Source organism: Streptosporangium subroseum (assembly GCF_900188345.1).
Classification (GTDB): Bacteria; Actinomycetota; Actinomycetes; order Streptosporangiales; family Streptosporangiaceae; genus Streptosporangium; species Streptosporangium subroseum.
This window is the reverse complement of the sequence record NZ_FZOD01000113.1, coordinates 1-14,201: the sequence shown is the minus strand read 5'-3', so window position 1 is coordinate 14,201 and position 14,201 is coordinate 1. Positions and strand designations below refer to the sequence as shown.

Annotated in this window: 16 protein-coding genes and 1 tRNA gene; 9 read left to right on the top strand and 8 right to left on the bottom strand. The window is 65.0% G+C overall.

Going from position 1 to position 14,201, the window contains the following annotated elements; translation table 11 throughout:
• The 5 genes from CHC08_RS50390 to CHC08_RS46455 all read left to right on the top strand — a co-directional run.
• Positions 1–543, top strand: a 543-nt coding sequence (locus CHC08_RS50390) for a hypothetical protein (protein ID WP_179282637.1), incomplete at its 5' end; no start/stop codon positions are given.
• 356 nt (positions 544–899) lie between these two features.
• The gene (locus tag CHC08_RS46465) at positions 900–1,640 is read left to right on the top strand and encodes a hypothetical protein (RefSeq protein ID WP_089213762.1); all 741 of its coding nucleotides are present in this window, start codon (positions 900–902) and stop codon (positions 1,638–1,640) included.
• A gap of 32 nt (positions 1,641–1,672) precedes the next feature.
• Positions 1,673–1,849, top strand: coding sequence for a hypothetical protein (locus tag CHC08_RS50385; protein ID WP_179282636.1), 177 nt, complete (start codon positions 1,673–1,675; stop codon positions 1,847–1,849).
• Positions 1,812–2,579: a restriction endonuclease gene (locus tag CHC08_RS46460; protein WP_089213761.1), complete on the top strand. Its 768-nt coding sequence runs from the start codon at positions 1,812–1,814 to the stop codon at positions 2,577–2,579. The genes CHC08_RS50385 and CHC08_RS46460 overlap by 38 nt, the downstream gene beginning before the upstream one ends.
• A 235-nt stretch (positions 2,580–2,814) precedes the next feature.
• Positions 2,815–3,465: an HAD family hydrolase gene (locus tag CHC08_RS46455; RefSeq protein ID WP_089213760.1), complete on the top strand. Its 651-nt coding sequence runs from the start codon at positions 2,815–2,817 to the stop codon at positions 3,463–3,465.
• 284 nt (positions 3,466–3,749) lie between these two features.
• Here CHC08_RS46455 and CHC08_RS46450 read toward each other — a convergent pair whose 3' ends face one another.
• Together CHC08_RS46450 and CHC08_RS46445 are read right to left on the bottom strand one after the other, a co-directional pair.
• Positions 3,750–4,274, bottom strand: coding sequence for a hypothetical protein (locus tag CHC08_RS46450; protein ID WP_089213759.1), 525 nt, complete (start codon positions 4,272–4,274; stop codon positions 3,750–3,752).
• Complete coding sequence (locus CHC08_RS46445; RefSeq protein ID WP_089213758.1) at positions 4,274–4,600, bottom strand: PadR family transcriptional regulator; 327 nt, start codon at positions 4,598–4,600, stop codon at positions 4,274–4,276. The genes CHC08_RS46450 and CHC08_RS46445 overlap by 1 nt, the downstream gene beginning before the upstream one ends.
• A gap of 254 nt (positions 4,601–4,854) precedes the next feature.
• Here CHC08_RS46445 and CHC08_RS50380 point away from each other — a divergent pair.
• Positions 4,855–4,917 (top strand) — tRNA-OTHER (locus CHC08_RS50380).
• Positions 4,918–5,218: 301 nt separating this feature from the next.
• On the opposite strand, the gene CHC08_RS46440 is transcribed toward CHC08_RS50380, so the two are convergent.
• Positions 5,219–5,629 (bottom strand): hypothetical protein, encoded by a 411-nt coding sequence (locus CHC08_RS46440; protein ID WP_089213757.1) that lies wholly within the window; start codon positions 5,627–5,629, stop codon positions 5,219–5,221.
• Between the two features lie 97 nt (positions 5,630–5,726).
• Here CHC08_RS46440 and CHC08_RS46435 point away from each other — a divergent pair, with 97 nt between their 5' ends.
• A complete protein-coding gene (locus CHC08_RS46435) occupies positions 5,727–8,414 on the top strand; it encodes a helix-turn-helix transcriptional regulator (RefSeq protein ID WP_089213756.1) in 2,688 nt (895 codons plus the stop codon).
• 196 nt (positions 8,415–8,610) lie between these two features.
• On the opposite strand, the gene CHC08_RS46430 is transcribed toward CHC08_RS46435, so the two are convergent.
• Positions 8,611–9,213, bottom strand: coding sequence for a TetR/AcrR family transcriptional regulator (locus CHC08_RS46430; protein WP_089213755.1), 603 nt, complete (start codon positions 9,211–9,213; stop codon positions 8,611–8,613).
• 103 nt (positions 9,214–9,316) lie between these two features.
• On the opposite strand from CHC08_RS46430, the gene CHC08_RS46425 reads away from it, so the two are divergent.
• Positions 9,317–10,750: a carboxypeptidase regulatory-like domain-containing protein gene (locus CHC08_RS46425; RefSeq protein ID WP_179282635.1), complete on the top strand. Its 1,434-nt coding sequence runs from the start codon at positions 9,317–9,319 to the stop codon at positions 10,748–10,750.
• Between the two features lie 435 nt (positions 10,751–11,185).
• Here CHC08_RS46425 and CHC08_RS46415 read toward each other — a convergent pair whose 3' ends face one another.
• The 4 genes from CHC08_RS46415 to CHC08_RS46400 form a co-directional block, all read right to left on the bottom strand.
• Positions 11,186–11,590, bottom strand: a complete 405-nt coding sequence (locus CHC08_RS46415) for a type II toxin-antitoxin system VapC family toxin (RefSeq protein ID WP_089213752.1) — start codon at positions 11,588–11,590, stop codon at positions 11,186–11,188.
• A complete protein-coding gene (locus CHC08_RS46410) occupies positions 11,583–11,864 on the bottom strand; it encodes a type II toxin-antitoxin system Phd/YefM family antitoxin (protein WP_089213751.1) in 282 nt (93 codons plus the stop codon). The genes CHC08_RS46415 and CHC08_RS46410 overlap by 8 nt, the downstream gene beginning before the upstream one ends.
• 333 nt (positions 11,865–12,197) lie before the next feature.
• Entirely contained in the window at positions 12,198–12,791 is a 594-nt protein-coding gene (locus CHC08_RS46405; protein ID WP_143653681.1) for a hypothetical protein, read from the bottom strand.
• Between the two features lie 52 nt (positions 12,792–12,843).
• Positions 12,844–13,215 (bottom strand): hypothetical protein, encoded by a 372-nt coding sequence (locus CHC08_RS46400; RefSeq protein ID WP_143653680.1) that lies wholly within the window; start codon positions 13,213–13,215, stop codon positions 12,844–12,846.
• 669 nt (positions 13,216–13,884) lie between these two features.
• On the opposite strand from CHC08_RS46400, the gene CHC08_RS46395 reads away from it, so the two are divergent.
• Positions 13,885–14,201: hypothetical protein (locus CHC08_RS46395; protein WP_143653679.1), on the top strand; the 317-nt coding region annotated here is incomplete at its 3' end.

The window sequence follows — 14,201 nt, the reverse complement described above, 5'->3', positions numbered from 1 at the left end:
GCAAGATCCTTCCACCGAGAGCACTCCTTCGCCCAACCAGTTGAACGCGAAAGCTTTACCCTCCTCCGTCGCGTCCGCCTTTTCGACGAGCGCGTCCTCCCCTCCAAAGGAAAACTGATCAAAACACCCGAAGGACGGGCTTTCCTCCTTCCTGCCCGCTGGAAGGCTAATCACGAGGCGGGAGCCTCCGGGGGAATGACCTGCGCACGCCCGAAGAGTTACAAAGATTGCACAGAAGGAGGGGTAGAGATTATCTATGGATTCACTCCAGACGTGGAGTATTTCAACCTTGACGATACGAATCAAATATTGCAGATGTTCTGCGGAGATGATGGAAGGACCGGGTTCCTTTTGGAGAGAGAGCTACGCAGAAACAAGTATCACGAAGCTGAGTACAGGAAATATAGAATAGACTGCACGGGGGAGGATTTCGAAGCGCAGACCTGGTATTTCGCCGGAGGCAACAACCTGATCAAGATATCTCGGGTCCCCCAGGCTGAAGCGGACTCTATAGTTGACTCGTTTGATCTATTCCCCGATTAGGACACGCTTCGGCTTGAACCAGCACATACGGGCTGTCGGTGAAGATCGCGTGATAGCCGGTAGATGGAAACAACTCGTTCTGGCCGCACCCGGCCTGATTCCCGCCGTCGCTCAGAGGTTCTCCACCTTGACGGCGTCATCGCGTGATACACGGGCACATCGAGGCTGTGACGATCGACCTCTTCACTGTGTGCCGTACAGAGCTAGGGCGATCGCTCATCAAAGGGTCCGAAGAAAGCAGCCCTTTTGGGCCGGAGCCAGCACCTCCTGGAACCGTGTCGGATTGGTGAGTTGCTAGCGACGGGTCTTGCCGCATGCAGCGACCTCATGGACGGTGTAACGGGACAGGGAGAAGGGTGCCGATCATCGTGGGTGAGCGTAAGCGCAAACCAACCATCGCCGGGTTGCTCAGCGACGTGGTTGCTGATCAACAGCGAGCTAAGCAGCAGACGACAAAGCTCGAGCGGCAGGCTGCGGCGGCATGGGCAAAGGAGAACGCGAAGAACGTGGCTCGGAATCAGCGCGAACAGGCGGCGCGTGATCGGCAAGAAGCGCGGGACAGGGAACTGGCGGCCGGAACCGCCGAAGCCGAGGCCGTCACCCGAGCGCTACAAGCGCGGATTACCGAACTCGAAACACTCCTGACGAGCACCCTGAACGAGGATCCGTACATCTCGTTCGAGACGTTAAAGGAGCCATGGCAGATCCCAGAATTTCGTCCGCCGGCAGGGCTGACAACCCCGGCCCAGCCGCCTGACGAACGGGACTACGCTCCGGAGCCGTTGTCCGGTCTGACGATGCTTCTTCCTGGGCGTAAGCGGGCGCATGCCCTCGCCGAGCGAGAGAACAGAGAGCGCTACCATCGCGATGTCACCGCCCACGCCGAAAGTGAGCGGGAGCGTCAAGCCACCCTGGAGGACGAACGCCTCCGGCACGAGGAGCGGTGCCGTCAGGAACGCGCCCGGATTGAACGTCAGCACGAGGTGGTGGATCGCTGGGCCGCCGACTACGCCGAAGGAAAGCGCAAGGCGGTCGCAGACTACTTCGTCCAGATTCTGGGGTCCGGCCGTTACCGGCGGACTTCCCGACCAATGTGAAAGTGGCCTATCAACCAGTCGAAGGCCGTCTGATGGTCGACATCGACCTTCCGTTGCTCGAGGCCATTCCGGAAGAGAAGGCGTGCGACTACGTCGCGACTCGGAAGATGCTCAAGTACAAGCCGCTGAGCCAGCAAGAACGCAACCAGTTGTACAACGAGGATCGGCCAGATGGCGCTGCGAACCATCCGCTCAGCCTTCCTAGCTAATCGTGAGCACCGCCTAGAAGCAATGGTCTGCAACGGCTACGTCGACACGATCAATACCGCCACGGGACGGCAGGCTCATTGGTGCCTGATCAGCGTCGAGGTAACCCGCGAACTGTTCGACGAACTCGACCTGTCGCGCATCAAACCGCTGGATTGTCTTCGGTACCTGCACGCGAAGGTGTCGCGCACCCCGCATCACTATCACCCGGTGCAGCCCATCATCGAATACCCCTGGGACGACCTGCCCTACGCCGACGAGCTAGACGCGGCGATTAACCTGGACACCACCCAGAACCTCCTTGATCTGGACGGATTCGAGTTCGAGAGGCTCATGGTTCAGCTCTTCTCAGCCATCCCAGCATTCACCGAGGTCAAACCGACCCGCTCACGCGGAGACGGCGGCATCGACTTGGTCGCGATCAACACCACCGAGTTCATCGGGGGCCGCGTCGCCATCCAGGCCAAGCGATACGCACCTCACCGCAAAGTCGGCGTCGGGACGGTCCGGGAGATCATCGGTTCCATCACAGAACGCGAGTTCAACAAGGCAATCGTGATCACCACATCGAGCTTCACTCCTCAAGCTCGCCAGGAAGCAACCCGACTCGGCGTCGAGCTCTACAACGCCGAACGGCTCCTGTGGCTCCTCCACCAATACCTGCACCGCGAGTTCACCATCGACAGGCAGGGCACCGGTCGCTCGACCTTCAACAGGCCCCCCGGCCCCTGACGCTGCTCATCCCATCACTCAGCTTCCCGGCAAGGCCAGCATTTCGAAAACCCACCAAGCACATGTGCTCAGCCTAAGAGCGGGTGTCAGGCTGGCTGCGGAATCTGGGGCTGGGTATCCATCCACCAGATCTCGATGTTCTAAGCTGCCAGTCTTTGCTATCGGTTTCTGACTGCGTGGAGGAATCCTCGCGCCACGCAAGTTCGGAGTGGCGATCTGATTAGGGTGGGTTGTCGTGCAACGGCTCGCGCTCTTCGACCTGGACAACACCCTCATCAACCTGGACGAGGCTTTCCAGACGTGGGCCGGGGAATTCGCCGACCAGTATGGCCTGGGGTGCGAGGCGGTCGATTGGCTGATTGCTTTGGACCGGGCCGGCTACCCTCATCGTGAGGTCTTCTTCGGCAGAGTTCGTGATCACTTCACCCTGCCCGATCCCGTCGAAGAGCTGTGGAGCCAGTACCGCGGGCGGATGCCGCATCTCGTCCGCTGTCGGCCCGAGGTGATGGACGGGCTGTCACGGCTACGCACGTCGGGTTGGAAGGTGGCGATCGTCACCAATGGGACGGCGAACAACCAGCTCGGCAAGATTCAGCGGACAGGACTGACTGAGGCCGTTGACGCGTACGCGCTTTCGGGAGTCGAGGGCATCCGCAAACCCGACACCGGTCTGTTCGAGATCGCGGCCAGGCGCTGCGGTGTGGATCTCGCAGACGGGGGATGGATGGTCGGTGATCACCTTGTCGCAGATATCGGCGGGGGACAGGCCGCGGGTCTGCGGACCGTCTGGATCGATCGGGGTATGTGGCCGGGGCATGAGCATGACGCGGATCATGTCGTTACTGATGTGCTCCAGGCGATGGAGATCCTGCAAGCGGAGCGGTGACCGGTACAGGTCTTCGGGCAGGGCGAATGGTGATCTTGCTAACGGAAGTGCTAACACCGTCCTTGGACGCGAGTGGACACCTGTGGAAGGTGATCAAAAGTGAAGCATTTCTGAGCAGGCGTTTATGACGGCGGTAGACGTCCGTGGACGATCTCGGCCTTACTACGGATCAGAAGGTGCCAGCGATGGCAGGGGCCGCGACGATCGCTGACTTCGATGTCGCTGTACGGCGTTGGAGCGATCGGCTGCCGCGACCTTCCTTCGTCAGGCCTTGCCAAACGCCGTTATCGAGAGCGGTCTTCACTTGGCCGAGGACGGATGGGAGAGCCGTTGGGGTCGAGGTCGTACCTCGCGAGTTCCCTCCTCCGGACTCTCTGGGCGCCAATACGCCGAATCAGGTATCCGACGCCGAGGCCCAGCGTTATTCCCAAGGCTCTGAAGGGCTCTTCATCGAAAAAGATGACGATGAACAACCCTGCGGCATAGGCGATTGTCCCCAGCGGGCCGAAGTAGCGGCGAAAGATATAGAAGCGCCCTTGAATGTCGTCGCGCGCCCACATGCGGTATTTCAAGGGCAGCCGCACGAAGAAGGTTCGGTAGAGAAGCCAGCGCCAGAAGGGTGGCCGGTCCTGCAGGCGTGCGGCGAGGCCGCCGCGGATGACGTCGAGGGATTCGCGCAGACTTGGTCTTATCTGGCCGGGCTCTTGCAGGTCGAGAAGGGTGGACAAGAGTTCTTCGCCACGGGATTCGCGGAAGCGCGGGGGATAGGCGCGCGTCAGGAGACGGCACCGACGTTCGTAGGAGTTCATCAAGCTCCCATGCCCGGCTGAAGGTTGAGCCGTCGCTGGGCCTTTGCAGCCAGGCGGCTCAACCGGGTGGTCTCCTCGGTGAGCACCTGTCGGCCATGGCCGGTGAGGTCGTAGTAGCGGCGGTGGCGGCCATCGACGACCTCCTCCTTGACCACGCTGACCAGTCCGTCGCCGGCCAGCCGGTCCAGGGCGCCGTAGAGGGTGCCGGCGCCGAGCCGGACGCGGTCTTCGGACAGCTCTCGTACTGCTTTGATCACCCCGTATCCGTGCAGTGGGTCTTGGGACAGGGCTAGAAGGATCAGGTAGCTCTGCTCGCGTAGTGCCATATCTGATATATATCGCTAAACGTACTATTGATCAAGATCGCCGTGCTTCAGTAGTTGGCGTCGGTAGGCAGCAAGGACGTGACCACCGCTCTCTAGATTCTCCTCCTGCAGACTGGGCGACTGCTGCTGCACTCCTTTAGCAGGCCTTACCTCCGGAGGAGACAGCGGTTGACGACAACGGTGACGACAACGTCGGCCACCACAGGCACACGGCGGCAGCCGTACACCACCTTCTGACCTCGCATCGATTGAGCCGAGCAGCGCGGTTGGTCCGCCTGAAAAGCGGAAGGTCGGCGGTTCGACCCCGCCCCTGACCACCTCATCTGAACAGCACAAACGCCCCGGAGGAGCTGTGCTCCGGGGCGTTGTTGATCGGTACGGTCTCCGTCAGGGTATAGCCGAGCTGCCGAGGGCGCAGGGCTTGTCGTCGAAAGAGGCGTGAGCGTAGATCGTCACGGTGACCTCGATGTCGCTGTATCCGACGATCTCTGACGATGGACACCCTGATTCAGCGCATGGTGACAGCTCGGCCGCTTCTCATGCGGTGGGCTGAGCGCGGCCGACGTGATCCGGTGCCCGCTCCTGCGCAGGGACGGGCACCGATGGATTGCAGCGGGTTCAGGCGGTCTTGCGAAAACCGGCGAACTGCAGGCCGGTGAAGCCGGTGACCGCTACCGCCTGTGCGATCACCAGTGCGGTGCCAAGGCCGGTCAGCGGGAACCAACCGGCGATGAGCAGCTCCGCGCTCGCGGCCACCCAAGCGATGTTGACAGCCATCACGATGCCCACGGCGACCTTGCTCACCGTAGGCCGCGAGGCGAGGAAGAACAGGGCGGCTGCCCAGGCGACCAGGAACGCACCGGCCGGGTAGAGGAAGGCAGCGGGGAGGCCGAACATCTCGCCGAAGAGCGCCGCGGCGACGACGTAGACGACTCCGTTGGCACCCGAGCCCATCGCATCCAGCTTGAGGGCGAAGCGGAGCAGCTTGGCATCGGCGGCGATCTTGACGGTGCTGGCGACGGTAGCCATTTCGGAGTCCCTTCGTAGTACTGACGTGCCTGTGACCACGAAGCTACGCAGGCCCGCACCACCCCGAATCAGTCATCGTGACGGTAGGTTCCTGACCGTGTTGTACGGACGAGCCGGGGAACAGGCGGACATCGAACGGCTCCTGGCGGAGGCCAAGACCGGCCAGAGCGGGGCCCTGGTCATTCGAGGCCAGGCGGGGATCGGCAAGTCGGCGCTCCTGGACTACGCCGCCGGGCGAGCGGAGGGCATGCGAGTGCTGCGCGGCGTCGGTATCGAATCCGAGGCCGAGTTGCCCTTCGCCGCACTTCACCTGCTCTTGCGCACTGGGCTCGACCGGATCCACGCACTGCCCGACGCGCAGGCCACGGCGCTCAACGGCGCCCTGGGCTTGGGCGACATCGCTCCAGAGAACCGGCTCCTGGTCGGGCTGGCCACGCTGAGCCTTCTCTCCGAGCTCGCAGGGGACGGCGCGCTGCTCTGCCTCATTGACGACGCGCAGTGGTTCGACCAGGCGTCCATCGACGCGCTGGTGTTCGCCGCCCGCCGCCTCGAGGCTGAAGGCGTCGCTATGATCTTCGCCGCCCGCGCGGGTTTCCACGCCACCGGGCTGCCCGAGCTCCGGCTGGGTGGGCTGGACGGTGCCGCCGCCGCCGCCCTGCTCCCCGCCGACCTTCTACCGCAGGTGCGAGAGCGCCTCATCGAGGAGTCGGACGGCAACCCCCTGGCGCTCATCGAACTGCCCGCCGCGCTCACCGCCGAACAGCGGGCAGGACGATTGTCACCGGTGGGTGCGATGCCCGTCGCCGATCGAGTCCAGGAGGCGTTCCAAACACAGATAGCCGCGCTTCCCGAGCCCGCGCGAATCGCGCTGCTGATCGCGGCGGCGGACGGCTCCGGTGAGCTTGAGACGGTGGTAGGTGCGGGTGCCTCCCTCCACGGCCTTGAGTCAGCCGAGCGGAGCCGGCTGATCGAGATCAGGGGAACGATCGTCGGTTTCCGCCATCCCCTGATCAGGGCGGCTGCCTATCAGAGTGCGCCGGTCACCCGGCGCCTTGCCGTACATCGAGCACTTGCCGACGCCCTCACTAGCTCGGCTGCCATGGATGCGGCCGACCGGCGGGCGTGGCACCTGGCCGCCGCCTCGCTCGGCCCTGACGAGGACGTCGCACGGGAGTTGGAGGAAACGGCGGAACGGGCACGTACCCGCAGCGGCCACGCCGCGATCGCGGCCGCTTACGAGCGGGCCGCCGAGCTCACCGCCGATCCGGTACGACGATCCGGACGGCTGGCCGCTGCCGCGCTGGCAGCGAGCGACGCCGGCCTGATGGGCCGTGCCGCTGCGCTCGCTGACAGCGCCACGCCCGATGTGGACGACCCTGACGTGATTGCCGCGCTGATCCAGGTGCGCGCCCATCGCGAATTCGAGTTAGGCACGCCGCTCGCGGCGGGCCGGATCATCATGGACGGCGTCTCTCGCGTGGCGGCCCACTCGCAGGAGTGGGCCGCCTGGTTGCTGGTGGAGGCCATCCGCTGCGCCTGGTTCGCCGGTGATGCGCGGCTGGCCGAAGAGGCGGCCGCGAGCCTCCGCGCGCTCCCCGAGGTCAACTCACCGCTGGTCAGCGGGGCGCTCGGACTGACCCGCCTGCTGAGCGGTGACATCGGCGGTGGGATCGAGCTCATGGGCGAGGCGGTCGACGTATATGCGTCCGCCGGGCTGGGGGTGCCTGGACTGACCTTCACCGCCTCTCTGTGCTTGCCGCTGGGCCGTGCCGTCCTCTACGAGGAGATCACCGGCCGGGTCGTGGCGGACTGCCGGAAGAGCGGGATGATCGGCTGGCTCACATCCGCGCTCCAGGATCATGGTCTCGCACAGGGGTGGCTCTGCCAGTACGGCGAGGCCAGGGCGGCCCTGAACGCAGGGCTGCGGCTGGCGGCGGATCTGGGTCATGAGCACCGGATCAGTCACATCACATGCTCTCTCGCTTGGGTGCTCGCTCACCAAGGGGATGCGGAGGAGTGTCGCGCGAACGCTGAGGAAGGCGTCGCGAGAGCCAACGCCCAAGGATTGGTTCCTGCGGCAGCCATCGGGCGGTGGGCACTCGGCCTGCTCGAACTCGGCCTGGGTCGCCCGGACGCTGCCCTCCAGCAGCTGGAGGCCATCCCGTCGACGGGCATTGCCGTCCTCTCCGCCGCCGACCAGGTTGAGGCGGCCATCCGCAGCGGCCGGCCGGAGCAGGCGAAGGAGCCGCTCGCCCGCTACCTGGCCTGGGCGCGGCACGTCCGTCAGCCGTCGTCGGACGCGATCGCCCTGCGCTGCCGCGCCCTTGTCGAGGAGGACGAGGCACACTTCGTGGATGCCGTACGCCTCCATGAGGAAGACACTCAGCCGTATGAGCAGGCGAGGACGCAGCTCGCCTACGGCGAGTGGCTGCGACGGGCACGGCGGCGAGCAGATGCCCGCGCGCAGTTGCGCGGCGCACTGGAGGTTTTCGATCGGCTCGGTTCGGAGCTGTGGGCCGAGCGCGCCCGTGCGGAGTTGCGCGCGACCGGGGACGTGCCGGCGGCGCCGCGCAGGGCCGACGACCCGCTCAGCGTGCTCACCCCCCAGGAACGCCAAGTCGTACGGCTGGCGGCCAATGGCGCCTCCAACCGCGACATCGCCGCCCAGCTTTTCCTCAGCCCGCGGACCGTTGGCTACCACCTCTACAAGGCGTTTCCCAAGCTGGGTATCACCTCCCGAGCCCAATTGGCAGCCATCGCCCGGTCTTCGTCGGTGCTCGACTGATGTCCGCTCAGAAGTTGAAGCCGCGGTGCCTCGTACCGTTCGCGTGTGGTGGCGCGCTGTTCTCGCATGCGCGTTCCGGGCCCGAGAGACCGGCTCCGACGCCTCCCCGATGAAGGCGGGTGTGATCCTCGATCACGATCATTACGCCTCCGGTGTCCCTGCGCGGTGCATTCCCAGCGTCCAGCATGCGCAGCGGTCAGGAGGCGGGGACGGCGAGGCCGGTGGCGAGGTGGTCGAACGCTTGGTCGATGAGTGCTTGCAGGCCCTCGATCCCCGTTTCCGGATTCCACGTTATGAAGGCCGAGCGGAAGATCGACCCGATCGCCGCCGCGAGCAGTCGCGGATAGAGGCTACCCGGAGGACATCCGATGCGGTCGGTGAGGACTTCGACGAGCCTGTCCTCAAGGCGGAAGACCGCGTGCAAGGTCTTCGTTCTCAGTTCGGGAGACACGCCGAACAACTCCTTGCGTGCATGCCAACCGGTCTGTGCGGCGAAGCTGGGCATGGTGTCGTCCATCGCCCGACGCAGGGCCGTGAGCGGTGGTTCATGTGATGGTCGCGTGGCGAGCTTGGAGGCGAATTCGTCGGTGAGGCGCTGGTCCCAGGCGAAGAGTGCCGCCTCCTTGCTCTCGAAGTAGTTGAAGAAGGTCCGGCGGGAGACTCGGGCGGCTTCGCAGATGTCGTTCACGGTTACCGTCGAGGGATCCTGCTCCAGGAAGAGCCGGATCGCGGCAGCCCGCAGGGCCTCACGAGTCTCGGCCTTCTTGCGTTCACGGAGTCCTGGAACTGCGCCCTGCATGTCGATCAGGTCCTCTCACAACCGGCGAAGGCCGGCGTACTCACGGTAGATGTTTGCACGGGTGCAGTATTGCACGAGTGCAAGAGTCGCTAGCCTGAGCAGCATGGCATCTGCGCACACGAAGAAACGCCCTGGTGAGATTATGCGGACACTGGCAATGGGGCTCTGGCTCCCCGCAATCTTCCTGGCGGGACTGCTCTTCTCCTTTCTGCTGGCTTTTCACAATCCGACGCCGCATCACATCGAAGTCGCGGTCGCCGCCCCGCCGGCCACGACGGCGCAGCTGCAGTCCCAACTCGACACGGCCATCCCGAGCGGCTTCATCCTCCAGCCGGTCGATTCCGCGGCCGAGGCGCGCTCGGAGGTCCTGAACCACGACGCGGTGGCGGCATTTGTGCCGGCTCCGCACCATCCCCAGCTGTACGGCGCCAAGGCAGACGGCGCCGCCATGGAATCGATCATTCGCCAGGTCTTCACCTCCGCAGTTCAGAAGCCTGGCACCACCCTCGCCTTTCACGAGCTGGTCTCGACAAGGCCGGGAGACAGCCTGGGCATCAGCCCGCTGTACCTTCTTATGGGCTGCACTCTCCCCGTCTACTTCCTGGTGGTCGCCATGCAGCGCGCGGTGGGCTTCAGCCGTCGAGCACATGTGGCCACGATGGTCGGAGGCGGTGCCGTCGCCGCCCTCGCCTGTTACCTCACGGGTGCTTACGGGATGGATGCGATCCCACAGCATCCGCTCGCGCTGCTGTACCTGTTCCTGCTGACGCAGGCCGTGTCACTGACCTCGTACGGGTTCGTGCCCTTTCTCGGCCCGTTTTTCCCAGGGGCCGCCGTCACGCTGTTCATCTTGCTCGGCGTGTCTTCCAGTGGCGGCACCGTCCCCGTCGACCTGCTCCCTGGCTTTTTCCGCTTCCTCCACCCCGTCCTGCCTATGGGCAATGCCGCCGATGCCCTGCGCAACGTAGGCTACTTCGACGGCCGGCAACTGGGCCGACCTACCGCGGTGCTCTGCGCCTGGATCGCGGCAGGCGCCGCTCTCATCGTGCTCGGATACCTCAAGCAACTACGACGACTCGTGCGCGAGGCACAGGCAGGCATAACGGGATACGTCCCAGCGCCTCCCGCGGAAGATCCCACCGTGGAGCTCCCCGAGCCGGTCGCTCTCCCCCCGCACCGGCACCATTTCGGCGAGCAACTACCGATACTGACCGGGAGAGTCAGCGGTCTTGCCGGAGAACCACTGCCGGGCGTTACGATCACGGTCACCGACCCGCACGGCCGCCAACTCGTCCGTACCCGTACCGACCAGAACGGCGAGTACGCAGCCACCGGCTTCCACGACGGTTTCGCCATCGTTGTCGCCGGCGCCCCCGGCCGGCAGCCGGCCGCCTCACGTCTACTGCTCAGCCCAGCCACACCTGTGAACCAGGACTTCATCCTTACGCCTGGCCAACAAGCCGTTCCGGGAGATATGAGCAGCCACCGAGCGACCACGATCTCCCATGACCACGGAGCCACCAGTCGCACACTGTGACTTCCGAAATAGCGCAGCTCAGAGCGTAATCAGGGTGGCGTGTCAGCAGAAGTGACGCAGACTCGTGCATAGCTCATGTGGACCCCGGGAAGGCGAGAGCCTCGGGACCTCCGGTGGATCTTCTTATAGCGGCAGGCGATGGTAGGCGTGGTCGAGCCGGTCCTGGCCGTACCCGCGGGCAGTCAGGTAGCCGTCGGGTCGCACGAGAACCCACCCGTCGTTGTCCAATCCGAGGGTCTCAGCGGCAGGTCTTTTCGACCTGGCAGCCGCGTGCCAGGCTCGCGCTCGTGGTTCATCGCGCGACAGGGCTTGGGTGATCGCTGCCGCGGTCCGCTCCGTCGAGCCATGCGCCACCGGACAGTCGGAGGAGATGACGGCAACGTCGGCCATCACAGGCACTCACTGGGCACCGTACTGGTGTGCTCTGCGGGGCCGTCACACGGGCACTACGGTCACGATGCTTTCGAGCCCCTTGAAGTCGGCGTCGTTGCGTGTGTAGAGCGGCAGGCCTCGGGTGGAGGCCACTGCTGCGATCATCAGATCCATCCTGCGAGGCCGGGGATCGCGATCGGCGGCGATGGTGAGGGCCACCAGGGTTCCGTAGCGTGCGGCGGCGTCGCCGTCGAAGGGCAGCGGTTCGAAATCGGCGACGGCCGCTCCCAGCTTTTCCATGCGTGCGGCTCTGACTCCGGCGTCCTTGGCCATGGCGACGCCCTGGTGGAGTTCGGCGAGAGTGATCGCGGTGATCTCGGGAATGGTCGGCAGCCGTGCCGGATCGATCAGATCCAGATCGATATACGTGCAGGTGTCGAGCACTCCTGACCCGTCACGATCAGGCATGATTACGCTCCCAGGGATCGTCGTCGCTGCCGACGCGGTCTTCCTCGCCGAAGAACTCATCGGCTTCTTGGCGCATGAGTTCGTGGTTCACGCGCGGTAGTCGGCGGTGGCGGGCAACCAGTTCTTCTGCGGTCAGGCGCCGTCGGCGGGGCAGGGGTCGTAGCTCGGCGACCTCGATGCCGTTGCGCGTGATGTGGTAAACCTCGCCCGTCTCCACCGCGTCCATGACGGCTGCGGAGTTGTTGCGAAACTCGCGCTGGGTAATCGTCTTCATGCTTCCAATGTAGCTCCTTGTGTCCCACGGTGCTACATAAAAGGAGTGACCTCTTCGCTGACGAATCCGAGGTTGTCGACGGCGACTCTGACGGCAACGTCCACCACCGCAGCCACACGCAGGGCACTGCGGACATCCTTCTGCTCCCGGCTTCCAGTGGATGAGCAGGGTGATTGCCACGCCTGAAAAGCGGAAGGTCGGCGGCTCGGCCCCGCCCCTGACCACCTCATCTGAGCGTCACAAACGCCCCGCGCCGCGAGGTGAGGACAGGGCCATGATCGACGCTGCCTCAGGGGCGGCCGCAAGCGCGGCCGCCCCGACAAGTAGGTGGACTCAGCTCGCCGACCATGTTGCCCCGGTTGTGCTGTCCATGACTGCCTGGTGTTCCTTTGCCTCGGTAAAGAGTGCGATCCCGACGGCGAGGAGCAGGAGGTTGGTTACCAGGTCGACGATGTTGGTCAGCAGGTCGTGCCGGTCGCTCTGAGCGAAGGTGAGCAGAAAGCCTCCGACACCGTAGACGAGGGGCGCCCATCGGCGGCCGCGTGACAGGTCAGCCCTTCGGGCGATGAGGATCCCCGCGACGAGCGCCACGAGCACCGACAAGATGCCGCCGACCGGCAGGAGAGCGTTGTCATGGCCGGTCGTGAGCATGATGACCCCGCCGATGCTCAGCAGCAGCCAGCCGACGGGCCACAGAGCCAGGGTGATCCGTGCCGGGAGGCCTGGTCCGGCCTCCTTCAATACGGCGAGCCCGGCAGTCAGCACGGCGACAGCGACACAGGCGATGGCGCCGAGCGTGTCACCGATGTACCAGGAGGTCGTCCGCGCGGCTGGGTCGCTGAACATGACAGCCCAGCCGGCGAGGAAGAGCACCCCGCCGACGATGCCGATGGCACCGAAGAAGCGGGCGCGGGGAGAGTGTCGCATGGTGATCCCTGCCATGGCCGCGGTGAAGCCGGCCGGTTCGTATACGTGGGTGTCAGGTGTCCGGGTGCGTGGTCGTGAGCAGCAACCCTGCGACGATCAAGGCAGCGATGAGCCGCGCAGCGGAGATCGTGACGTCGATCGGCGGGACCTTCGGGAGTACGAACGCCGGAACGCCTGTCAGCCCCGCCATCGTCTGGGCAGCCACGACCGTGTTGCGAGCCCACACCGCGCCACGCCATGTCGGCCAGGTTGCCGCGAGGGTCAGGATTCCGAGTCCGAGGACCACGGCCGCCACCGTGGAGCCCAGGGGTAGCCGGTAGACGGACACGGCGATATCCGTACCGGCGCATGCCACGGAGAGAACCAGCCCCCAACGTACGGTGGCACCGCTCCGCGCCTTCCCGGGAGATCTGGCGTCGCGCATCGCGGGGTCCCTTCCAGCGGCGTGTGAACGTCAGTCTGCGACGGCGGGCGGCGCGAGCGGATGAGGCGCCAACTGCTCTGGCTCATCCTCGCGCTGATCGCCATGCTCCTGCTCAACACACAACGCTGGATCACCGGCAACGGGCCGATCCTGTTGCTGCTGTCGTTCGTACTGATCCCCCTGGCGGTAGGCGTCGCGATCGTGCGCCACCAGCTTGCGGAGGAACTCGGCGGCGCAGCCACCGCAGGACCGGCCGCCAACGGCTGGCAGGTCAGCGCATGCATTCCCATCCACGGCAGCAAGGCACAACCGCTCCGGGCACCTCTTCGTAGGAGCGGGATACGTTTCCCTGCCATGCCATCCTCGATCCTCGCCATCAGACCGGGGCCAGGCTGGTCAAGAACGTCGTGCCTGACGGCGATGTCGGCCACCACTGGCACACGCTGGGCACCATCCAGCCTCCAGCTCACAGGCAGGTTCACATCCGAGACAGGGCGGCGTGTGTGTCGTAGTGCACGCTCGGCGCTGAGTGTGTGTTTGTACGCAGAACGGGGCGTTGTGCCTGCCTAATGTCAGTGCTGTCCGGAACGAGCGGCCATCAAAAAGCTCCCCGGACACCAGGCACCACCCGCTCACCCCGAGCGTCCTCATCCCGAAGGAAGTCCCCTCATGAGCAAGCTTCGCAGCGTCCTGGTCGGCACCGCCCTGGCCGGCGCTCTGGCGGCCGGCATCGCCGCCGCCCCCGCCCAGGCCGCCACCGCCACCACCGCCTCTGCCGCTTCCACGGCGAGCACCGCTTCGGTTGCCCAGGCCCAGTACACCAAGCACTGGTTCTCCGGCTCCTCCGACTTCGGCCGGGGTGAGTCACGCGGCGAGCGTTCGGAGTACCGCGGTTACTGGTACTACTCCGGCGGTCGCTACTACTTCGACATCGAGGCCCGCGACCACGACCGTGACCGCCAGAACACCTACGTCGACTTCAGCTA